Origin of the sequence: Mycolicibacter engbaekii (assembly GCF_002101585.1) — a bacterium.
Classification (GTDB): Bacteria; Actinomycetota; Actinomycetes; order Mycobacteriales; family Mycobacteriaceae; genus Mycobacterium; species Mycobacterium engbaekii.
Genome location: NZ_LQOT01000031.1, coordinates 119342 through 140799 on the forward strand (window position 1 = coordinate 119342; position 21458 = coordinate 140799).

Consider the following 21458-nt stretch of genomic DNA (forward strand, 5'->3'; position numbering starts at 1 on the left):
GAGAGGGGCGGCGCTTGAGCAGCACGATCAGCCGGTTTGGGCCCGGGGAGCACTCGGAACGCGCCGATTCCGCGCGCTCGGGTGCGGTGCGCTCAGCCGAGCCGGTCAACCCGTGGAACGCGCTGTGGGCGATGCTGCTCGGCTTCTTCGTGATCCTGGTCGATTCCACCATTGTCGCGGTCGCCAACCCGAGCATCATGACGTCGCTGGGCGTGGGCTACGACACCGTGATCTGGGTTACCAGTGCCTACCTGCTGGGCTACGCGGTGCCGCTGCTGGTCGCCGGCCGCCTCGGCGACCAGTTCGGTCCGAAGAACCTGTACCTGATCGGTTTGGCGGTGTTCACCGCGGCGTCGCTGTGGTGCGGTCTGGCCGGGGGAATCGCGATGCTGATCGCCGCGCGCACGGTGCAGGGGATCGGAGCGGCGCTGCTCACCCCGCAGACCCTGTCGGTGATCACCCGCACCTTCCCGCCGGATCGGCGCGGCGCGGCGATGAGTGTCTGGGGTGCCACCGCGGGGGTGGCGACGCTGATCGGCCCGCTGGCCGGCGGCGTGCTGGTGGACCGGCTCGGCTGGGAGTGGATCTTTTTCATCAACGTCCCGATCGGCGCAATCGGCCTGGTGCTGGCAATCGTGTTGATCCCGGATCTGCCGGTGCACCGCCACCGTTTCGACCTGCTGGGCGTCGCGCTGTCGGGAGCCGGGATGTTCCTGCTGGTGTTCGCCCTGCAAGAAGGCGAGTCGCGAGGCTGGGCGCCGTGGATCTGGGCTCAGTTGGTCGGCGGCCTGTGCTGCATGGCGGCCTTCGTCTACTGGCAGGCCGTCAACAAGGGCGAACCGCTGGTGCCGCTGCGCATTTTCCGTGACCTCGATTTCGGGCTGGCCAACGTCGGGGTTGCCGTCATCGGCTTCGCCGCCACCGGGATGGTGCTGCCGGTGATGTTCTACGCGCAGGCGGTGTGCGGCATGACGCCGACGCGCTCAGCGCTGCTGACCGCACCGATGGCGATCACCTCGGGGCTGCTGGCGCCGGTGGTGGGACGCATCGTGGACAGGGCACACCCCCGGGCGGTGGTCGGTTTCGGTTTCTCGGTTCTGGCGATCGGGCTCACCTGGCTCTCGATCGAGATGACGCCGCAGACCCCCATCTGGCGGCTGGTGCTGCCCTTCACGGCGATCGGCGTCGGCATGGCGTTCATCTGGTCGCCGCTGGCGACCACCGCAACGCGCAACCTGCCGCCGCAACTGGCCGGTGCCGGTTCGGGGGTTTACAACGCGACCCGCCAGGTCGGCGCCGTGCTGGGCAGCGCCGGTATGGCCGCCTTCATGACCTCGCGCATCGCCGCGGACCTGCCCGCCATGCCCGGTGAGACACGCCCCGGGGATGCCGCCGGGGTCTTGCACCTACCGGAGTTCCTGCACGAGCCGTTCGCGCTGGCGATGTCGGAGGCCACGCTGTTGCCGGCGTTCGTCGCCCTGTTCGGTGTCCTCGCCGCGCTGTTCATGGTGGGTTACGTGATCGACCCGGCACGCCGCACCGCCGGGCGCGGGGCCTACGCCGGGGACGCCGCACGCCGAGGCGAACCGCCGACCGAGCCGATCCCGGTCGTGGCCCCGCATCACGCTGTGCGGCCGTCGCCGGCCGATGACCCGCCGACCGAGCCGCTGACGGTCGAGATCGTGCGGCCGGCGCTCGCCGAGCCCGCACCGGCACGGCGTAACGGTGTCAGCGTCGATGCGGAACCTCAGATTCGGCCCGGAAGCAACGGGGCACCGGTGCCCGACGTGCTGGCCAAATTCGGGATCACCGGCAACAACCCGTCGCGCCGCAACCGGCATTATCTGGAGGATCCCGGTGACACCGCGACCGTGGGACGGCACTCGCGGCGGTGGTGAGGCAGCCCGGTCACCGGGTGGTGTTGCCGACGATCTCCACACCGGTGCCGTTCCAGTGGAACTTCACCACCCCGGCGATGCCCGGTATGCCGCTGGCGTTGCGCAGGGCCACCGTGTCGGGGGTGCACTGCGCCAGGTCGATGCCGCTGAATCCATAGGTGTCCGGCACGGACTGGGCGAGGAATTCTCCGCGGTGAAACAGCACGGCGCGGGTGCCGGGACGCTCGGAGTTGGTGTTCGCCTTCACGATCACCGCCGATATGTCGGCACAGGTGTTGTAGTTGCCGGCCAGCGGCTCCGGGCTCCACGGTTGCCCGCTGCGCGGGTCGTGCGGCAGTTCCGAGACGGCCTGCGCGATCGCCGGGGCGGCCAGGTCGACCGCGCACGGGTCGCTGGGCGGGCCGGGAGAGGCCGGGGGCTCTGCGACGGGCGCCTGCGGCGGCGCGGCGGCCGGGCTGGTGTTCTCGGGCGTCTTGGCGACGGTGGAGTCGCCCGAGCCGCAACCGGCCAGCAGGGTGGCGGCCAGCGCGGCAATCACGACGGACGTTCTGACGGCACCCGGCACACCGGGCACCGTACCGTCCGCCGGCCGACCGGCCGGGGAGGCGCGGCCGACCGGCGGGCGAAGGCGGGCTTCGGCGAGCCGGGTCGAGCGCGGCACGGGCAGGGCTTCTTTGCCCGTAGACTGCTAAGCGCTATGACCTCGCCTGATGCCCCCGCTGAGCCCCTCTCGGACCCGTCCGCCCCGTCCATCCCGGACTCCACCCCGACCTTCGCCGACCTGCAGATTCACCCCTCGGTGCTGCGGGCCGTCGCCGATGTCGGCTATGAGACGCCCTCGGCGATTCAGGCCGCGACCATCCCCGCCCTGCTGGAGGGCTCCGACGTCGTCGGGCTGGCCCAGACCGGCACCGGCAAGACCGCCGCGTTCGCCATCCCGATCCTGTCGCGCATCGACACCTCCAGCAAAGCCACCCAGGCGCTGGTGCTCGCACCCACCCGCGAGTTGGCGTTGCAGGTGGCCGAGGCGTTCGGGCGTTACGGCGCGCACCTGCCGCGGATCAACGTGCTGCCGATCTACGGCGGGGCCTCCTACACCGTGCAGCTCTCGGGGCTGAAGCGCGGCGCACAGGTGGTGGTGGGTACGCCGGGCCGGGTCATCGACCACCTGGAACGTGGCAGCCTGGACCTGTCGCACCTGGACTACCTGGTGCTCGACGAGGCCGACGAGATGCTGCAGATGGGTTTCGCCGAAGACGTCGAACGCATCCTGGCCGACACGCCTGAGTACAAGCAGGTCGCCCTGTTCTCGGCGACCATGCCCGCGGCCATTCGCCGCATCACCAGCCGTTACCTGCACGACCCGGTCGAAGTCACCGTCAAGGCGAAAACCACCACGGCGGAGAACATCTCGCAGCGTTACATCGAGGTCGCCGGTCCGCGCAAGATGGACGCCCTGACCAGGGTGCTCGAAGTCGAGCCCTTCGAAGCGATGATCGTCTTCGTCCGTACCAAGCAGGCCACCGAGGAGGTCGCCGAAAAGCTGCGCGCCCGCGGCTTTTCCGCGGCGGCCATCAACGGAGATATCGCCCAGGCGCAGCGCGAGCGCACCATCACCGCGCTGAAGAACGGCAGCATCGACATCCTGGTCGCCACCGATGTCGCCGCCCGTGGCCTGGACGTCGACCGGATCTCCCACGTGGTCAACTACGATATTCCCAACGACCCCGAGGCCTATGTGCACCGGATCGGGCGCACCGGCCGGGCCGGGCGGTCGGGAACCGCGCTGCTGTTCGTCAGCCCCCGCGAACGCCATCTGCTGCGGCTCATCGAGAAGGTGACGCGCCAGAAGCTGGTCGAGTCCGAGCTGCCCAGCGTGGACGACGTCAACGCTCAGCGGGTCTCGAAATTCGCCGACGCGATCACCGGCCACCTCAGTGCCCCGGGCATCGAGTTGTTCCGCCGTCTGGTCGAGGACTACAGCCGCGAGCACAACGTCCCGATGGCCGACATCGCCGCCGCACTGGCGGTGCAGTCCCGGGACGGCGAGGCGTTCCTCATGGTGGAACCGCCGCCGGACAAGCGACGCGAACGCGTCAAGCCGGACCGCGACGGCGGCCGGGATGACCGCAGAGGCGACCGCAAGGGCCCGCCGAAGGACGGATTCGCCACCTACCGGATCTCGGTCGGCAAGCGGCACAAGGTCAACCCGGGTGCCATCGTCGGGGCGCTGGCCAATGAGGGCGGCCTGCACCGCAGCGATTTCGGCAACATCAGCATCAAGGTGGACCACTCGCTGGTGGAGCTTCCGGCCAAGCTGTCCGGCAAGACGCTCAAGGCGTTGGAGCAGACCCGGATTCAGGGACAGCTGATCAACCTGAGTCGGGAACGGCCGTCCGGCAAGCCCAGTCGTCGTCCTGAAGGCGGGCACCGGAAACGCAACGAATGACCCTGCCGCGCGAGGAGGTCGCCCAGGGCGGGCTCGAGCAGATCGACCATGTCGATCGGGTCGCGTCGCTGACGGGTGTGCGTGCGGTGGCCGCGATTCTGGTGGTCGGAACGCACGCGGCCTACACCACCGGCAAGTACACCCATGGCTACGCGGGGCTGCTGGGTTCGCGCATGGAGATCGGCGTGCCGATCTTCTTCGTGCTCTCCGGTTTTCTGCTGTTCCAGCCGTGGGTTCGGGCGACGGCGTTCGGGGCGCCCGAACCCTCGGTGCGGCGCTACGCCTGGCACCGGGTGCGGCGCATCATGCCCGCCTATGTGGTCACGGTGCTGCTGGCCTACGTGATCTACCACTTCCGCACGGCCGGCCCGAACCCCGGCCATTCCTGGATCGGGCTGCTGCGCAACCTGACGCTGACCCAGATCTACACCGACAACTACATGTTCGGGTACCTGCATCAGGGCCTCACCCAGATGTGGAGCCTGGCGGTCGAGGTCGCCTTCTACGTGGTGTTGCCCCTGCTGGCCTACGTGACATTGGTCTGGCTGTGCCGTCGGCAGTGGCGGCCGGGGCTGTTGCTGGCGGGGCTGGCCGCCGCGGCTGCGATCACGCCGCTGTGGTTGACGCTGGTGCACGTGACCGACTTCCTTCCCGACGGCGCCCGGCTGTGGCTGCCGGGTTACCTGGCCTGGTTCGTGGCCGGGATGGTGCTGGCGGTGCTGCGGGCCATGGGCGTGCGGTGCTACGGATTCGTCGCGATTCCGTTGGCGCTCATCTGTTATTTCATCGCTTCCACCCCGATCGCCGGGGAGCCCACCACGTCACCGGCCAAGTTGTCCGAGGCCCTGGTCAAGGCGGGCTTCTACGCGGCAATCGCCGCGCTGATGGTGGCGCCGTTGGCGTTGGGCAACCGGGGCTGGTACGCGCGGCTGCTGGCGAGCCGGCCGATGGTGTGGCTGGGGGAGATCTCCTACGAGATCTTCCTGGTGCACCTGGTGCTGATGGAGGTGGTGATGGTGCAGGTGCTGCGCGCCCCGGTCTACACCGGCTCGATGGCGGCGCTGTTCGTGCTCACCATGGCGGTCACCGTCCCGGCGGCATGGCTGCTGCACCGGTTTACCCGGGTGCGGAGTTGAGCCGGCCGGGCGACACCACGACCGGCACCACGAACTGCCTCAGCATCGCCCGTTCCTCCTCGGCGTCGCGGCCGGGAAAGCTCAGCAGCGAGGTCAGCACCCGCACCACCCAGCGGGCGCGCGCCGGCACCGTGTCGCTGTCCTGACCGTCCAGCCCGGACAGGAAGGACGTGACCATCACGGTGATGACCTCGGACTGCGCAGCCATGGTGGCACCGATCGGCGGGCCGCTCTCGGCGAACCACGACGCCAGGGCCGGGTTGTTGCGCACCAGCGCCAGGGATTCGGTGATCCCGGCCACCAGCCGCTCCGCCGGATCCTCGACACCGGCCAGCCGCTGGGTCAACTGGTGATAGAGCGCATTGGCCCACCGGTGCGCATAGGCGGTGTGCAGCGCGTCGCGGCTCTCGAAGTACCGATACAGCGTGGCGCGCGAACATCCCGCGGCGCGGGCGATCTCATTCATGCCCACCGAAGCGGGATCCTGTTGCGCGAACAGCTTCTCGGCCGCGTCGAGAATCTTCTCGGCGGCCAGCTCACCGCGCTGATCGGACAGCCAGGACCGCCCAGCCATCACGACCCGACGGTGAACGGTACCGAGATTGGACGCCGCACGTAACTGCCGCCGGCCCAGACGATCCCGGACTCGTCGACGGAGTAGTCGGGGCAGCGGGCCAGCAGTTCCTCCAGCGCCACCCGCGCCTGCATCCGTGCCGCCTGGTTGCCGATGCAGTGGTGGGCGCCGTAGCTGAAAGTCAGAATCTGGTGCGGTTTGCGCAACACGTTCAGCTCGCCGGCGTCGGGGCCGAACTGGCGTTCGTCACGGTTGCCCGAGCCGTAGAGCAGCAGCACCTTGCGGTCGGCGGGAATGGTGGTGTCGCCGACGGTCACGTCCCGGGTGGTGGTTCGGGCCAGCCCCTGCACCGGGGAGGTCAGCCGCAGCAACTCCTCGACGGCGTCGCGGACCAGCTCCGGCTTGTCGACGAGCAGCTGACGCTGATCGGGGTGCTGCTGCAGCAGTTGCACTGAGCCGCCGAGCATTCCGGTGGTGGTGTCGTTGCCGCCGGTGACCATGGTGAAGGTGAAGGCGAGCACCGAGAGCAGTCCCTGGATGTCGCCGTCGGCGCCCAGGCCCGCCGAAACCAGGTGCGAGACGGTGTCGTCCTGCGGGTCGGTGCGGCGGCGTTCGATGAGCCCACCGAAGTAGGCCATCATCTGTCCGACCGCTTCCCCGGCCGAGGCCACGCCGTCTTCGCTGACGGTGGCCGCCACCACCGCGTCGGTCCAGCCGTCGAACTGGTCGCGGTCTTCCTCGGGCACGCCCAGGTAGTGGGCAACCACCATCGAGGGCAGCGGTTTGAACAGTTCGGCGACGATGTCGCCGCCGCCGTTGGCCTTGAGCCGCTCCAGGCGTTCGACCACGAACTGGCGCACCTTGGGCTCGAGTAGCTCGACCTGTCGCGGCATGAAGCCGCGGGCTACGAGTTTGCGAAACTCGGTGTGTACCGGGGGATCCTGCATCACCATCGGCGGATTGTCGGCAAGGCCGATCATCTCCAGCTCGCGGTAGTTGATGGTCAGCCCCTGGGCGGACGAGAAGGTCTCATGGTCGGCGGCGGCGGCCCAGATGTCGGCGTGCCGGGACATCACGTAGTAGTCCTGATCCGGCGCGCCCGGCGGAATCACGTGGTGGACGGGGTCGTGGTCGCGCAGCGCGGCGTACATCGGCCAGGGGTTGGGCCAGGTGTCGGCGTTGCAGAGCTCAAACTTCGGATGAGACAGCGTGGTCGTCATGTCTCATTGATACGACAACGGTTCAACCGGTGTCAATGGCCAAATGTGATCTGCGTCGCCGTCTCGGGTCAGATCCCCGAACCTGGGTTGAGGATGTTCAGCGGGTCCAGCGCGGACTTGACCCGCTGATTGAGCGCCATCGCCTCGGGCCCCAACTGGTCGGCCAGCCACGGCCGCTTCAAACGGCCCACGCCGTGCTCACCGGTGATGGTGCCGCCCAGCGCCAGGGCCAGATCCATGATCTCGCCGTAGGCCAGCTCGGCGCGCCGCAGATTCTCGGGATCGCTCGGGTCGTGCACGATCAGCGGGTGGGTGTTGCCGTCTCCGGCGTGGGCGATCACCGAGATCAGCAGCGAACGTTCCGCGGCGATCTTCTCGATGCCGGTGATCAGCTCCGCCAGCCGCGGCACCGGCACCCCGACGTCCTCGAGCAGCAGCGGACCCTTCGCCTCGACCGCCGGGATGCAGAATCGCCGGGCTGCGACGAAACCTTCGGCCTCGACCGGGTCGGCGGTGGAGAACACCTCCTTGGCGTGGTGCTCGGCGAATACCCGGGCCATCAGCTCGACATCCTCGGCGCCGGCGTGGCCGCGCTCGTCGGAGGCCGCCACCAGCATGGCCGCGGCGTCGCGGTCCAGCCCCATGCGCAGCTGGTCCTCGACGGCGTTGATCGCCGCGCCGTCCATGAACTCCAGCATCGACGGGCGCAGCCGCCCGGACACGTCGAGGACGGCATCGGCCGCGGCGCTGACCGAGTCGAAGGTGGCCACCACCACCGAGGAGGCGGGCTGGGCCGGCAGCAGTCGCAACGTCACCTCGGTGATCACGCCGAGAGTGCCCTCGCTGCCGACGAACAACTTGGTCAGGGACAGTCCCGCGACGTCCTTGAGGCGCGGCCCGCCCAGCCGCACGGCGGTGCCGTCGGCCAGCACCACCTGCAGGCCCAGCACGTAATCGGTGGTGACGCCGTATTTGACGCAGCACAGCCCGCCGGCGTTGGTGGCGATGTTGCCGCCGATGCTGCAGATCTCGAAGGACGACGGGTCCGGCGGGTACCACAAGCCGTATTCCGCGACCGCCTTCTTCACCTCGGCGTTGAACAGTCCGGGCTGGCATACCGCGGTCCGGGTGACCGGATCCACGGTGATGTCACGCATCTTCTCGGTGCACAGCACGATCCCGCCGTCGATGGCGGTGGCACCACCGGACAACCCGCTGCCGGCACCGCGGGTCACCACCGGAATGCGGTGCGCGGTGGCCCACCGCAGGACGGTCTGCACCTGTTCGGTACGCAGCGGTCGGACCACCGCCAGCGGCTGGCCCGCCCGGGGATCCAGCGCGTTGTCCTGCCGGTACCCCGCGGTGATCGTCGGGTCGGTGACCACCATGCCCTCGGGCAGATCGGCTGTGAGCTGGGCCAGCGCGTCGGTGTTCACGCAGGCGATCCTAGTTGCGGGCGGACCCGAGGGTCTGCCGGCGCGATCAGCTCGTCACCAGGCCGCCGAGGGTGCCGATCAGGCCGAGCGCCGGATCCAGCAGGTACTCCTGGAACCCGCTGACATCGAACAGCAGTTGGATGGCCTCCCCGATGGGGCCTTCGATCGCGGTGAAAGCGGTGAACGGGTTGATGTAGTCGTTGAGCCACGACACCGCCTGCGCGTACGGTTCGCCGATCTCGGTGGCCGTCCAGGCGCGCACGTCGTCGAACAGCTCCATCAGTTCGGCGTAGCCCGGAAGGTCCGCGCCGAACAGCGCCAAGGCGTTGTCCGCGCCCTGCACGACGGCCCTGGTGAAATCGACCAGGAAGGTCGCCGGGTCGATGATCGGGATGAGTTGGGCGGGCACCGGTTCGCCGAACGGAACCGACCTGTCGTAGCCGGCTTCGACGATCACCCGCAGCGCCGGCTGCACGATCTCCAGCCAGGACTCCGGTACCCCCAGGGTCCGCAGCGGGCTCAGCAGCGGCAGCTCGGCGGTCGGGATGAAATAGAACGTGGTGTCGCCGGTGACCTGCCGGACGATGTCGGTCGAGCCCGCAACGTACTCGTCGGCGAACGGACCGACCAGCGGCTGCGACGGTGGCCACACCGCCGGAACGAGCTGTGGCAGTGGACCGTCGGCGTAGCCCCCATGGGTGTAGAGGAATCCGAGGAAGGCGTTGAGGACCGCCACCAGATTGAGGGGGTACTGCGGAAAATCCGCGTTGGCGTCGTATTGCGCGGCCACGTCGATGGTGGCGATATCGCCGTTGGTCGGTGCCGCCCCATTGAAGTTGAGCCCCGGCATGCCCGGGATCACCAGGCCGTCGAAGCGTTCGAGGAATCCGCCGTTGGGCCGGTTGCCCGAACCCAGGAGCAAGAACGTCACGTCGGGGTCGGGTTGCCCCGACTGCATCATGTCGATCTTCTGCAGAACCGCGATCTGCGCGCTCTGCGAATATCCCGCCACCACATAGGGCTGACTGTCAGGCTGCTGCGCCATCGCTGCCGCAAGGTTCGCCAGGCCGGTGGGAATCGACGTGCTGGCCCCGGATGCGGGGTAGGGGACCACCACCGGGACATGATCGGCGCCGGTAGCCGGGTTGATGTAGTCGGCGACTACCGCGTCCTGCCACCGTTGGCTCGGGGTCGGCATGAAGGTGCCGCCCATGATCAGCGCCGTCTGTGGATCGTCGGGGGCACCGGCGTGCGCCGGTACCACCGGCGCCGCGAACGCCACCGACGCGCCGCACAGCAACGTCGCAAGCAACCGGCCGGAAGGCCAGCGTCGGCCCACGTCTGGCCCCCTTGTGTCCGGTGAGGGGTCAACTATGTCTGAGAATCTCTCAGAAATCAAGGCCGTTTGCCCACTCCGAGCTGGGTGCGGGCACAGTGGACGCATGCTCAACCACCCGCGCACGGGGCAGCCGTTCGAGTCGCCGGTGCCGCCCGGGACCGGCTGGCCCGGCGACCCGGCCACCCCGCACACCCCGCCGGCGGCCGACGCCGCGCAGGTGGTGGAGCTGGCTGGTCAGTCCGAGGCGATCGACGAGCTCGACGCGCTGGTCAGCGTCTGCCGGGCCTGCCCGCGGCTGGTGGACTGGCGCGAGCACGTGGCGGTCACCAAGCGGAAGTCCTTTGCCGACCAGCCCTATTGGGGCCGGCCGGTGCCCGGCTGGGGCTCGCGCAAACCCAAGATCGTGATCGTGGGGCTGGCTCCGGCGGCCAACGGCGCCAACCGCACCGGCCGGATGTTCACCGGCGACCGGTCCGGCGACCAGTTGTACGCCGCGCTCTACCGTGCCGGACTGGTCAACCAGCCGACCAGCGTCGACGCTGCCGATGGCTTGCATGCCAACGGCATCCGGATCACCGCCCCGGTGCGGTGCGCTCCGCCGGACAACGCTCCCAGCACCGTCGAGCGCAACACCTGCGCACCGTGGCTCGACGCCGAATGGCAGTTGATCGCCCCGTCGGTACGGGTGATCGTCGCTCTGGGCGGGTTCGCCTGGCAGATCGCGCTGCGTATTGCCGCCGACCCCGTGCCCAAGCCCAAGCCGAAGTTCGGCCACGGCGTGGTCGTGGGTCTGGGTCCGGCGTTGCACCTGGTGGGCTGCTATCACCCCAGCCAGCAGAACATGTTCACCGGCCGGCTGACCCCGGCGATGCTGGACGACATCTTTGCCCAGGCCTCGGCGCTGGCGGGACTATCCGGCTGACTTCCGGTGTTGACTAAGAGCGTGCGACTCTCCGTTCTCGACCTCATCCCGGTCCGCTCCGACCAGACCAGCGCCGACGCGCTGGCTGCCACGGTGCGGTTGGCCCAGACCGCCGACCGCCTCGGCTTCACCCGGTACTGGGTGGCCGAGCACCACAACATGCCGTCGGTGGGAGCGACCAGCCCGCCGGTGGTGCTGGCCTACCTCGCCGCGCAGACGGCGCAGGTGCGGCTGGGCTCGGGTGGGGTGATGCTGCCGAACCACGCCCCGCTGGCGGTCGCCGAACAGTTCGCGCTGCTGGAGGCCGCCGCCCCGGGGCGCATCGACTTGGGGATCGGCCGGGCGCCGGGTTCGGACCCGGTCACCTCGGTCATGTTGCGGGGCAACCGGAGCGGCGCTCCCGACGAGGACGTCGCGAACTTCCCCGACTACCTCGACCATGTGCGGGCGATGATGAGCAGCCGCGGCGTGCAGGTCCAGCTGCGCGACGGCGACTATCTGCTCAAGGCCACCCCGGCCGCCGTCGGGGAGCCGCAACTGTGGCTGCTGGGTTCCAGCATGTATTCGGCCCGGCTCGCCGCGGCCAAAGGGCTGCCGTACGTCTTCGCCCACCACTTCTCCGGCCAGGGCACCGAGGAGGCGCTGGCGTACTACCGGGCCAACTTCACCCCGAGTGAGGTGTGCGCGGCCCCGACGACGTTCCTGACCGTCAACGCCGCCGTTGCCGACACCCGCGCGGAGGCAGAGGCTTTGATGCTGCCGAACCTGCAGATGATGGCCAGGTTGCGGACCGGGCGACCGCTGGGTCCGGTTGATGTGGTCGAGGACGCGCTGGCGGCGGTGGTCTCCGACGCCGAACAACGCATCATCGACAGTGGTCTGCGGCGTGCTGTCGTCGGTGCCCCGGACGAGGCAGCCGAACAGGTCCGGGCGCTGGCCGACCGGTTCGGCGTCGACGAGGTGATGATCAACCCGGTCGCCTCGGCGCATCTCGGCACCGACCCGGCCACTGCTCCCGGCCGGGAACGCACCTGCGAGCTGCTGGCCAAGGAGCTGCTGTAAGCCTCAGCGGCTGATGATCGTCATCCCGTATCCGCTTGGCCGGTAATCGATGTAGACGGGGTTCACCGAGAACGGGTAGTAGCCGCTGTTGGCCGCGCCACCGGAGGTGACCCACGGCCCGGTGCCGGCCGAGGTGGTGTAGGAGTACAGCAGCGTCTCGCCGTCGGAGGTGTACACCGAGATCACGGTGCCCGCCGGCACCTGCGAACCGACGCCGAGGATGGGGACCAGCGACTGCGGGATGCTGCCGTACATGCCGCCCGAGTCGATCGAAGTCGAGATGGCCACCGGCGGACCGCCGTTGATGGACACCATGGTGTCGACGTAGGGCGAGCCGGAAACCGCGATCTCGGGCGTCAGCGGGTTCGGGCCGAAGATCACCTGGCCGGTCTGCTCGTCGATGAGCACGCCCTGGTTGAGCGAGCCGGGCAGCGCCGAGATGATGGTCGAGGTTCCCGCGTAGCCGTTGTTGGGGCCGATGCCCAGCACGCCCACGATGCCGTACTGGTTGAAGTACTGCGTCATCAGTGCGTTCGACCCGGAGGTCACCACGTTGACGCCGGTGGGCTGGGTGATCAGCTCATCCGGGCAGTCGCCCACCTTGTCGCAGAACCCGACCGTGGTGCTGTAGGTCTGGTAGCCGTAGCTGGCCCCGCCGAGGCCGGCGTAGCTGGCACTGCCGGCCAGCTTCACGTCGCCGATGTTGCCGCTGACGGCGCTGTTCAGGATCGTCAGGCCGGTGGAGCCGGTGTCGATCTGGACGGGCACCGGGGGCCCGCCGTTGATCGAGATGTAGACGATCGGGCTGATGCCACCGCTTTGCAGATACAGCGGAATCGCGACGTTGACCGGGCCGTCCGGGCCGCCCCGCTCGCCGGCAGCCGCACCGCCGGACCCCGCGCCGCCGTCGCCTCCGGCGCCGTTGGCGCCATTGCTGCCGACCGCCCCGCCCAGGCCGCCGTCGCCGCCGTCGCCGCCGTCGCCACCACGGGCGCCGGCCCCGCCGGCCGCCACCGCTCCAGCAGCCCCGCCGTCGCCGCCGTCACCGGCCGCCCCGCCATGGACGTTCGTGCCGGTCAGAGTGGATTCGCCGCCGTTGCCCCCGTCGCCGCCGCGGCCGCCCGCGCCGGCGTTGCCGCCCGATCCGGCATTGCCGGTACCGCCACCGGCGCCACCTTCACCGGCATCGCCACCGGATCCGCCCGCGCCACCATTGCCGCCGCTGGAACCCTGTGCGTAGTAGGTGCCGACGGCGCTGCCGCCGTTGCCGCCGAGACCGCCGAGGCCGCCGTTCCCGCCGGTGCCGCCGTCGAATCCGATGTCGCCGACCCCGCCGGACCCGCCAGATCCCGCGGATCCGCCGGCGCCGCCCTCGCCGCCGATACCCACCGGCGCGCGGTTGATCCCGGGTTGGGCGTAGAGCCCCGAACCGGGCGAGCCGCCGTCACCGGCCGCCCCACCGTTGCCCCCGTTGCCGCCCGTCCCGCCGGCGCTGTCGTTCCCCGCGCCGCCGGCACCACCGCCACCGCCGCTGCCGCCGGCACCCCCGTCACCGCCGTTGCCGTTGGTGCCGAATCTGCCGTGTTCGCCGATCGCCGGGTTGCCGACGTAGGCCGACCCGCCCGCTCCGCCGCTGCCGCCGGCCCCGCCGTTGCCGCCGTGGTAGCCGTCGCCTCCGCCGAACGCCCCGGTGTCTCCGAGCCCGCCGTTCCCGCCGGCGCCACCGACGCCGCCGTCTCCGCCGCTGCCGTATTGCACGTTGTTGGCCACGTCCAGCTTGGCGATGCCGTTGCCGCCGCCGTTTCCGCCGGCGCCGCCCGCACCGCCCGCGCCGCCGTTGCCGGTGCCCTCGCCGTGGGCGCTGACGCTGGAGCCGCCGGCACCGCCGGCGCCACCGGTTCCGCCGTTCCCGCCGCTACCGGGCAACGTGGCGCTCGGGGGCAGGTACACCTGGTCCAGGCCTCGGCCGCCGTCGCCGGCCTGGCCACCGGCGCCACCGGCGCCGCCGTGGCCGTCGCCGAGGGAGTTTCCGCCGGCGCCGCCGGCGCCGCCGTTACCGCCGTGTCCGGCGTTGCCGCCGTTGACCGCCGCGATGCCGTCGGCCCCGGTCGCGCCATTGCCGCCGGTCCCGCCGGCGCCGCCGTTGCCGTGCAGGCTGCCGGTCCCGCCGTCGCCGCCGTTTCCGCCGTTGCCGCCCGCGGTGACGGCGTTGAAGCCGTTACCCCCGGCACCGCCGTGGCCGGCGGGCACGGTCGAGAACGTGCCGTTCGCGCCGGCAGCACCCTGGACCGAGCCCGCTCCGCCGTCGCCCCCGAGGCCCCCGGCGCCGTAAGCGCCGGCATCGCCGCCGCGGCCGCCGTTCGGGTTGCTCGCATCGCCGTGGCCGCCGGCCCCGCCGTCGCCGGGCGTCCCGCCGGCTCCGCCGTTTCCGCCGTTTCCGCCCACACCCGTCAGACCCGCCACGCCGTGGGCCGCGACGCCGCCTGCGCCACCCGCCCCGCCTGCGCCGCCGTTACCGCCCTGCATTCCGTCGCCGCCGTTGCCGCCGGCACCGCCCGCCAGGATGGCGTCGGCCCCGGTGGTTCCGGCACCGCCGGCTCCGCCCGAACCGCCGTTGCCGCCCGCTCCGCCGCGGCCGCCGTCGCCGTACTGTGCCGCGCTGAATCCGCCTGCGCCGCCGTTGCCGCCCACGCCGCCGGTCCCACCGCCCAAGCCCGCTGCCCCGTCCAGGCCGGCAGCCCCGTTGCCGCCCGCGCCGCCGGCGCCGCCGTTGCCGAACAGCCAGGCGATGGCGTCGCCGCCGGCGCCGCCGAGGCCGCCGGCAAGGTCGTCGATGCCCGCACCGCCCGCGCCGCCGGCGCCGCCGTTGCCCATGAGCCATCCGCCGGTGCCGCCGATGCCGCCGTCGGCACCGGCTCCACCGTCGCCGCCGGCCCCGCCGTCGCCGAACATGCCGGCCGCTCCGCCGTTGCCGCCGACCAGGCCCGCCTCGATCTGGTCGAAGCCGTCACCGCCGTCGCCGAACCAGAGGCCGCCGGCGCCGCCGTCGGGGTTCTCCGCCGTCCCGTCCAGGCCGTTGCCGATCACGTAGGCGCCCAGCAGCTGGTTGATGCCGTTGTTGATCTGTTCGCCGAACGGGCTGGTGATCCAGGCCTGCATCGATGCGTGCAGCGGTTCGTAGAACAGCTCGTCGAACCAGTCCGCGGAATCGAATGCGGTGGTGGTGTCGGCAGCCACCCCGGTGTCCGGGGTGAACCAGTCGATCAGCCAGTCGAAGTCCAGGCCGTCGGCGTGTGCCGACGGGGCGACCGGGGCCAGCCCGAAGCCCAGGAAAGTCCCCACTGCCGCTCCGGCGCCCACCAGGCGCCGGCGGACTGATTTTGACTTTCGCGCCGTGCCCTGACCACTCATCGCCTCAACGTACTAGCTGAGTGATACCTGAGCAAAGGAGAAAAACGGTCTACGTGAGGAAAGAGGGGCGATTAAGCAGCGGATGCCGGGATGAGCTTCACGACGGGTATCGGGCGGCTTGTCCGGCGCTGGTAGCCGTCGTAGCGATTGGCATTGTTGGCGTTGACGATCCGCCACAGCCGGGCGTAGTCCGGGTCGTCGGGCAGCACCGGCTGGGCGGTGGCCCGAAGACGTTTCGGCCCGATGTTGAGCTCTACCTCGGGGTGGGCCTTGAGATTGTGGTACCAGCCGGGGGAGCGGGGAGCGCCGCCCATCGACGCGACGATCAGATACGCATCGCCGTCGCGAGCGTAGGTAAGGGTTGTGGTGCGTGGCTTCCCCGTCTTGGCGCCGACGGTGTGCAGAAGGAGGTTGGGCGGCAGGCCCGGCAGCTTATGGCCGATCCAGCCATGGCTTTGCCGGTAGATCAGGTCGTGCAGGCCGAGGACGCGGACGCCCACCTTTTCGATCCAGGGAAGATGGTCCATCACATCAGTCTGACTGCGCCGACTCGCTGCTCGCCAGTGCGGCTCTCAGTATCGCCCCGGTGCCCTCGCGGTCGCTGTCGCGGCGCATCAGCAGGCCTTTGGCGAAGGACAGCCGGTCGCCGTTGCGGCGCGGCACCACATGCAGGTGGATATGAAAGACGCTCTGAAAGGCTGCCCGGCCGTCGTTGATCGCCAGATTGTTTCCGTCGGCGTGCAGGCCGGAGGCCCGCGCGGCCTGGCCGATCCGTTGTCCGACTTTGAGCATGCCGGCCAGGGTGGCGGGCGGGGTGTCGGTCAGATCCACGAAGTGTTGCTTGGGGACTACCAGGGTGTGGCCGCGGGTGAAGGGCCGGATGTCGAGGAACGCCAGGTACTCGTCGTCTTCGTAGACGCGCACCGCGGGTGCGTCCCCGGCGACGACGGCGCAGAACACGCAGGACATGGTGGCCACGTTAGCCCGTCATCGTTTCAGCGCACCGGCCATCGCTTCGATCGCCCGGTCCAGGATGGCTCGGGTGGTCGCGAAGTTCAGCCGGGCGAAGCCCGGGCCGCCGCCGAAGGGGATGCCCGGGCTCAATGCCACCCGCGCGTCCGCCAGCAAGATCGCGGCCGGCTCGGCCGGCAGCCCCAGTTCCCGGAAATCGACCCAGGCCAGGTAGGTCGCCTCCGGGTGGCTGACCCGCAGGCCGGGTATCGCCGCGGGCAGCGCCCGGCTGAGGTGATCGCGGTTGGCTCGCAGATACACCAGTAGGGCGTCCAGCCATCCGCCGCCGTGCTGGTAGGCGGCGATGTTGGCGCGGATGCCGACGGTGGCCGCGCCCATCGTGTTCAGCATGTTGATCCGGTCCCAGGCGTCCGCGTCGCGTTGATTGGACAGCACCACCTGTGCGCACATCAGGCCGGGCAGGTTCCAGCCTTTGGAGGCCGACATCAGCGTGATGACCGTGTCTGCGGCGGTGGCCGACACCGAGGCGGCGGCGACATGGGGGCGGTCGTAGACCAGCGGGGCGTGTATCTCGTCGGCGATCACCCGGGCACCGTGGCGCGCGGCAACCTCGACGATGGCGCTGAGTTCGGCGGCGGTGAAGGCGGTGCCCAGCGGGTTGTTCGGGTTGCACAGGATCAGCGACCCCGCTCCGGCGGCGAACGCCGCGTCCAGGGCCTCCATGTCCATCACATAACGCCCCGAAGCCTGCTGGTGCATGGGGATTTCCACTCGCTGGCGTCCGGTGACGGTCAGCAGGTCGAAGAACGGCATGTAGGCCGGGACCGGCAGCACCACCGGGCTCTGCGGTCGGGTGAGGAACTCGATGACCACTTCCATTCCTTTGAGGACATCGGGCACCACGCGCACCCATTCCGGCCGGGCGTCCCAGCCGTAGCGGTGCCGGCACCACTGCGTGAGAGCCACCGGCAGGGTGTCGGAGTTCAGCACCGGATAGCCGAACTCCTCGTCGGCGATGCAGGCGCGCAGCCCGTCGAGCACCGCGGGTGCCGTGGGGAAGTCCATCTCGGCGATCCACAGCGGCAGCACGTCGGGAGGGAAGTGGTTCCACTTGATGGTGTTGCGTGCTCGGAGCCGGTCGGGGGTCAACGCGTCGAAGACTTCAGCCACCCCGACAGTCTGCCGCGAGATACGTTTGCCACGTGGTTGATCCTGTGATCGAGGAGTTACTGGAGGGGCTGGAGGGCGCCGCGCGGGCCGAGCGTGCCGAGCTGATCGAATGGCTGTTGGGACAGGGCATCACCGCCGAAGAGATCCGGGCGAGTGTCTCGCCGATGTTGCTGGCATCGCGGCGGCTGATCGGTGATGACGGCACTTACGTCTCGGCTCGCCAGATCAGTGAGTCCAGTGGGATCACCCTCGAGCAGTTGCAGCGCTTGCAGCGGGCGGTCGGACTGCCGTGGATGGACGATCCGGATGCCCCGGTGCAGATGAGTGCCGACGCCAGCATCGCCGTGCACGCGCGCCGTTTCATCGAGGCCGGTATCGACGCCGAGCAGGCCCTGCAAACGGCTCGCGTACTGGCCGACGGCCTGGCGCACACGGCGGAATTCATGCGCTTCACGGTGATGTCGGCCATCGGCGAACCGGGGGTCACCGAACTGCAGGTGGCGCAGCGGTCCCGCGATCTGGTGGGACGGCTGGCGCCGATGCTGGGCGCGTTCGTCGAAGACATGCTGATGATGCAGCTGCGTCATCAGCTCGACATCGACGTGATCACCGCCGGTGAGCGGGTGGCGGGCACCCCGCTGCCGGGGGCCCGGCAGATCACCGTGGCATTCGCCGACCTGGTCGGGTTCACCCGGCTCGGGGAGATGGTTCCGCCCGAGGAACTGGTGGAGCTTGCCGAGCGGCTGGCCGTGCTGGGACGCGAGATCGCCGTTCCGCCGGTGCGGTTCATCAAGACCATCGGCGACGCGGTGATGTTCGTCTGTCCCGAGCCGGCGCCGCTGGTCGAGGCGGTGTTGCGGCTGGTCGAGGAAGCTCAGGCCGACGACACCCTGCCGCGGCTTCGGGCCGGAATCGCCTCCGGAGAGGCGGTGAGCAGGGTCGGGGACTGGTTCGGCAGCCCGGTGAACACCGCCAGCCGAATCACCGGGGTGGCCCGGCCGGGGACGGTGTTGGTGGCCGAGCCGGTTCGGGTCGCGCTGGGCGACTCCGAGGACTTCCGGTGGTCGTTCGCCGGCGGGCGCCGTCTGAAGGGCATCAACGGCCAGGTGAATCTATTTCGGGTGCGCAGCAACACCGAACACTGACCGGCGGCGCCGTCACACCGGGGACCAACGGCCCCTGGCGCGGTCCGGGCCGGGCTGAGAGCCTGGAAGCGGCAGATCTTGTGGGAGGTGGCTGATGCTGAACACGTCGGTGGACTCCGATGTCCTGACCGAGGCGGTGCGGCTGGCGTGCCGGGCGCCGTCGCTGCACAACAGCCAACCGTGGCGATGGGTTGCCCAGGCGGGGCGCCTGGATCTGTACCTGGACCCCAACCGTGCCGTGCACGGCGACCAGTCGGCACGCGAGGCGCTGATCAGCTGCGGCGCCGTGCTCGACCACTTGCGGGTCGCCATGGCCGCGGCCGGCTGGACTGCCGAGATCGAGCGGTTCCCCGATGCCGCGCAGCCGGAACACCTGGCCTCGGTAGGCTTCACCGCTGCCACCGGCCCGGTCACCGATCTGGATCGCTATCGCTCCGGCGCGATTCTGGCTCGCCGTACCGATCGGCTGCCGTTCTTGGAGCCGGGCAACTGGGAACCTTTCGAGACGGTGCTGCACGACACGGTGAGCGCCCCTGTGCGGTTGTACGTCCTGGACGCCGAGGCGCGCGCCACGCTTGCCGAGGCCTCTGAGCTCACCGAGGCGCTGCGGCTCTACGACTCGGCGTATCACGCCGAACTTGGTTGGTGGACAGCACCGTTCGAGGTTTCGGACGGTATTCCGCAGAGTGCGCTGGTATCGGCAGCTGAAAGTGACCGGGTGGACGTCGGCCGGGCGTTCCCGGTCACCCACAACCGGGAGCGCCGTCTTCAGGTCGGCGAGGACCAGTCCAGGATCGTGCTGCTGTCAACCGCCGGCGACGAACCGGAAGACGCGTTGGCCTGCGGCGAGGCGCTGTCGCAGGTGCTGCTGGAAGCCACGATGGCCGGGTTGGCGACGTGCCCGGTAACCCACGTGACGGAGGTCCCGGCTGCGCGGACGATGCTTGCGGGAGTGGTCGGCGCCGACGACGACCTGCCGCAGGTACTGGTTCGCATCGGTGCGGCGCCGGCACTGGAGACGCCCCCGGCGCCGACGCCGCGACGTCCGCTGGGCGACGTGTTGGAACGGAAGCTCTGACGGGGCGAAGGCCCCGGGCATTAGGGCAGGCCCGGACTGACTTGGGAGCGTCTACACTTTCCGCGCGGCTGGCTTCCACCCACTAGTCCAGCTCTTCGGATTCGGTCATATCCGAGCCTGCTTCGCCGTCGAATCTACGCCGTCTGATCGGGGTGGGCAATGGTTGGCCCGCGACTGATTTCCTGTCAGATTGTCACTGTATTCACGTGTGTCACTGTGGTTTTGGTTGTGGAGAATGGCGGGCGGGTTGTCGGGGGCGCGGGCTAGCATTAGAACATGCGTTCGAGTAGTCGCGAGGAGATCGTCGAAGCCTTCGACGTGCTCTCTGCGGACCTGGATCGGGCGCTGGATCTGGACTTCGATGCCCTGACACCGCGGGAATGCCTGGCACTGCTGCAGCGCTGCGAGGCGCTGCGGCGCCGGCTGCCCGCCCTGGAACACCCGATGGTCAACCGGCTGGCCGCCACCGAGCCCGCCGAACTCGGCGGCAAACCCCGCTGGGTGCTCGCCGACGAACTGCACATCGGCCGCGGTGAGGCCGGGCGTCGCATCACCGAAGCCGCCGAACTCGGAACCCGGCGCAGCCTCACCGGCGAACCGCTGGAACCGGTGCTGCCCGCGGTGTCAGCCGCGCAACGCTCCGGAAAGATCGGCCCCGCCCACATCGCAGTGATCCGCGCCTTCTTCAACTACCTACCCAGCGATATCGATGCGGGCACACGGACCCACGCCGAACACCACCTCACCGAGCTGGCCGCCGCCTACCGGCCCGAGGAGCTGACCAAACTCGCCCAACGCCTCGCCGACTACCTGCACCCCGACGGCAACCACACCGAGGACGACCGCGCCAGACGCCGCGGCCTGACCCTGGGGCCCCAGGGCCGCGACGGCATGACCCCGATCAAAGGCCACCTCGACCCCCAGGCCCGCGCCACCCTGGATGCCGTCCTGGCTCGCTGGGCCGCACCGGGCATGTGCAATCCCGCCGATGCGACCGCCTGCACCGCAGGAACCCCCAGTCAAGCCGCCATCGACGCCGACACCCGCAGCGCCGCCCAGCGCAACCACGACGCCCTGACCGCCATGGGTCGCGCCCTGCTGGCCTCCGGCGAACTCGGCCAACACAACGGATTACCGGCCACCCTGATCGTCTCCACCACCCTGGCCGACCTGGAATCCGGCACCGGCAAAGCCCACGCCGGCGGCGGCAGCTGGCTGCCCATGTCCGACGTCATCGCCATGGCGTCGCACGCCCACCACTACCTGCGCATCTACCAAGGCGCCAAAGAACTCGGGCTGTTTCACACCAAACGCCTGGCCACCCCCGCGCAACGCATCGTGCTGCACGCCAAAGAACGCGGCTGCTCACACCCCGGCTGCCCCGTGCCGGGCTACCTCTGCGAAGTCCACCACGACACCGACTACGCCACCACCGGTCGCACCGACATCGACGGTCTCACCCTGCGCTGCGGCCCCCACCACCGGCTGATCACCGCCCACGGCTGGAAAACCCGCAAAAACGCCAGCGGCACCACCCAGACCCTGCCCCCACCGCATCTCGATCACGGCCAACCCCGCACCAACCACTACCACCACCCCGAAAAACTCCTGGAGCACAACGGCGACGACGACGTTCCGTAAGTCCG

At 70.0% G+C, this 21458-nt stretch carries 17 protein-coding genes; 8 read left to right on the plus strand and 9 right to left on the minus strand.

What is annotated here, in order from left to right; genetic code table 11:
- Positions 1-131 precede the first annotated feature (131 nt).
- Positions 132-1898 (plus strand): MFS transporter, encoded by a 1767-nt coding sequence (locus AWC02_RS09095; RefSeq protein WP_085128527.1) that lies wholly within the window; start codon positions 132-134, stop codon positions 1896-1898.
- Between the two features lie 10 nt (positions 1899-1908).
- Here the strand turns inward: AWC02_RS09095 and AWC02_RS09100 are convergent, their stop codons facing one another.
- Entirely contained in the window at positions 1909-2436 is a 528-nt protein-coding gene (locus AWC02_RS09100) for an LppP/LprE family lipoprotein (RefSeq protein WP_109560946.1), read from the minus strand.
- Between the two features lie 159 nt (positions 2437-2595).
- Here AWC02_RS09100 and AWC02_RS09105 point away from each other — a divergent pair, with 159 nt between their 5' ends.
- Positions 2596-4347, plus strand: coding sequence for a DEAD/DEAH box helicase (locus AWC02_RS09105; protein ID WP_085128445.1), 1752 nt, complete (start codon positions 2596-2598; stop codon positions 4345-4347).
- A complete protein-coding gene (locus tag AWC02_RS09110; RefSeq protein ID WP_085128446.1) occupies positions 4344-5483 on the plus strand; it encodes an acyltransferase family protein in 1140 nt (379 codons plus the stop codon). The genes AWC02_RS09105 and AWC02_RS09110 overlap by 4 nt, the downstream gene beginning before the upstream one ends.
- Here AWC02_RS09110 and AWC02_RS09115 read toward each other — a convergent pair.
- The 4 genes from AWC02_RS09115 to AWC02_RS09130 all read right to left on the minus strand — a co-directional run bounded on the left by AWC02_RS09115 (position 5464) and on the right by AWC02_RS09130 (position 10052).
- Complete coding sequence (locus tag AWC02_RS09115; protein WP_085128447.1) at positions 5464-6057, minus strand: TetR/AcrR family transcriptional regulator; 594 nt, start codon at positions 6055-6057, stop codon at positions 5464-5466. The two genes, AWC02_RS09110 and AWC02_RS09115, sit on opposite strands and share 20 nt — an antisense overlap.
- Positions 6057-7277: a cytochrome P450 gene (locus AWC02_RS09120; protein WP_085128448.1), complete on the minus strand. Its 1221-nt coding sequence runs from the start codon at positions 7275-7277 to the stop codon at positions 6057-6059. The genes AWC02_RS09115 and AWC02_RS09120 overlap by 1 nt, the downstream gene beginning before the upstream one ends.
- A 68-nt stretch (positions 7278-7345) precedes the next feature.
- Complete coding sequence (locus AWC02_RS09125) at positions 7346-8713, minus strand: FAD-binding oxidoreductase (RefSeq protein WP_085128449.1); 1368 nt, start codon at positions 8711-8713, stop codon at positions 7346-7348.
- A gap of 46 nt (positions 8714-8759) precedes the next feature.
- Positions 8760-10052 (minus strand): PE-PPE domain-containing protein, encoded by a 1293-nt coding sequence (locus tag AWC02_RS09130; protein ID WP_165757875.1) that lies wholly within the window; start codon positions 10050-10052, stop codon positions 8760-8762.
- A 103-nt stretch (positions 10053-10155) separates the two neighbouring features.
- Between AWC02_RS09130 and AWC02_RS09135 the strand changes: the two genes are divergently transcribed.
- Positions 10156-10974, plus strand: coding sequence for a uracil-DNA glycosylase (locus AWC02_RS09135; protein WP_085128451.1), 819 nt, complete (start codon positions 10156-10158; stop codon positions 10972-10974).
- Positions 10975-10995: 21 nt separating this feature from the next.
- The gene (locus tag AWC02_RS09140; protein WP_085128452.1) at positions 10996-12036 is read left to right on the plus strand and encodes an LLM class flavin-dependent oxidoreductase; all 1041 of its coding nucleotides are present in this window, start codon (positions 10996-10998) and stop codon (positions 12034-12036) included.
- Positions 12037-12039: 3 nt separating this feature from the next.
- Here the strand turns inward: AWC02_RS09140 and AWC02_RS22855 are convergent, their stop codons facing one another.
- From AWC02_RS22855 to AWC02_RS09165, 4 genes are all read right to left on the minus strand, one after another.
- Positions 12040-15378 carry a PecA family PE domain-processing aspartic protease gene (locus AWC02_RS22855; RefSeq protein WP_133055615.1) on the minus strand — a complete coding sequence of 1113 codons (3339 nt, stop codon included), beginning with the start codon at positions 15376-15378 and terminating at the stop codon, positions 12040-12042.
- Between the two features lie 140 nt (positions 15379-15518).
- Positions 15519-15974 (minus strand): nitroreductase family deazaflavin-dependent oxidoreductase, encoded by a 456-nt coding sequence (locus AWC02_RS09155; RefSeq protein ID WP_085128530.1) that lies wholly within the window; start codon positions 15972-15974, stop codon positions 15519-15521.
- A 4-nt stretch (positions 15975-15978) separates the two neighbouring features.
- The gene (locus AWC02_RS09160) at positions 15979-16416 is read right to left on the minus strand and encodes an HIT family protein (RefSeq protein ID WP_085128529.1); all 438 of its coding nucleotides are present in this window, start codon (positions 16414-16416) and stop codon (positions 15979-15981) included.
- A gap of 18 nt (positions 16417-16434) precedes the next feature.
- Positions 16435-17589 carry a MalY/PatB family protein gene (locus AWC02_RS09165; RefSeq protein ID WP_085128453.1) on the minus strand — a complete coding sequence of 385 codons (1155 nt, stop codon included), beginning with the start codon at positions 17587-17589 and terminating at the stop codon, positions 16435-16437.
- Between the two features lie 32 nt (positions 17590-17621).
- Here AWC02_RS09165 and AWC02_RS09170 point away from each other — a divergent pair, with 32 nt between their 5' ends.
- The 3 genes from AWC02_RS09170 to AWC02_RS09180 all read left to right on the plus strand — a co-directional run bounded on the left by AWC02_RS09170 (position 17622) and on the right by AWC02_RS09180 (position 21453).
- On the plus strand, positions 17622-18734 hold the full coding sequence (locus AWC02_RS09170) for an adenylate/guanylate cyclase domain-containing protein (protein WP_085128454.1): 1113 nt from the start codon (positions 17622-17624) through the stop codon (positions 18732-18734).
- A 94-nt stretch (positions 18735-18828) separates the two neighbouring features.
- Positions 18829-19812, plus strand: coding sequence for an Acg family FMN-binding oxidoreductase (locus AWC02_RS09175; RefSeq protein WP_085128455.1), 984 nt, complete (start codon positions 18829-18831; stop codon positions 19810-19812).
- 276 nt (positions 19813-20088) lie between these two features.
- Positions 20089-21453, plus strand: a complete 1365-nt coding sequence (locus tag AWC02_RS09180; protein ID WP_085128456.1) for an HNH endonuclease signature motif containing protein — start codon at positions 20089-20091, stop codon at positions 21451-21453.
- The last annotated feature ends 5 nt before the right edge of the window (positions 21454-21458 follow it).

Coding starts and splice junctions, on each gene's coding strand:
- AWC02_RS09095 (WP_085128527.1), top strand. CDS start 132: ATGCTGCTCGGCTTCTTCGTGATCCTGGTCGATTCCACCATTGTCGCG.
- AWC02_RS09105 (WP_085128445.1), top strand. CDS start 2,596: ATGACCTCGCCTGATGCCCCCGCTGAGCCCCTCTCGGACCCGTCCGCC.
- AWC02_RS09110 (WP_085128446.1), top strand. CDS start 4,344: ATGACCCTGCCGCGCGAGGAGGTCGCCCAGGGCGGGCTCGAGCAGATC.
- AWC02_RS09115 (WP_085128447.1), bottom strand. CDS start 6,057: ATGGCTGGGCGGTCCTGGCTGTCCGATCAGCGCGGTGAGCTGGCCGCC.
- AWC02_RS09120 (WP_085128448.1), bottom strand. CDS start 7,277: ATGACGACCACGCTGTCTCATCCGAAGTTTGAGCTCTGCAACGCCGAC.
- AWC02_RS09135 (WP_085128451.1), top strand. CDS start 10,156: ATGCTCAACCACCCGCGCACGGGGCAGCCGTTCGAGTCGCCGGTGCCG.
- AWC02_RS09155 (WP_085128530.1), bottom strand. CDS start 15,974: ATGGACCATCTTCCCTGGATCGAAAAGGTGGGCGTCCGCGTCCTCGGC.
- AWC02_RS09160 (WP_085128529.1), bottom strand. CDS start 16,416: ATGTCCTGCGTGTTCTGCGCCGTCGTCGCCGGGGACGCACCCGCGGTG.
- AWC02_RS09175 (WP_085128455.1), top strand. CDS start 18,829: ATGCTGAACACGTCGGTGGACTCCGATGTCCTGACCGAGGCGGTGCGG.
- AWC02_RS09180 (WP_085128456.1), top strand. CDS start 20,089: ATGCGTTCGAGTAGTCGCGAGGAGATCGTCGAAGCCTTCGACGTGCTC.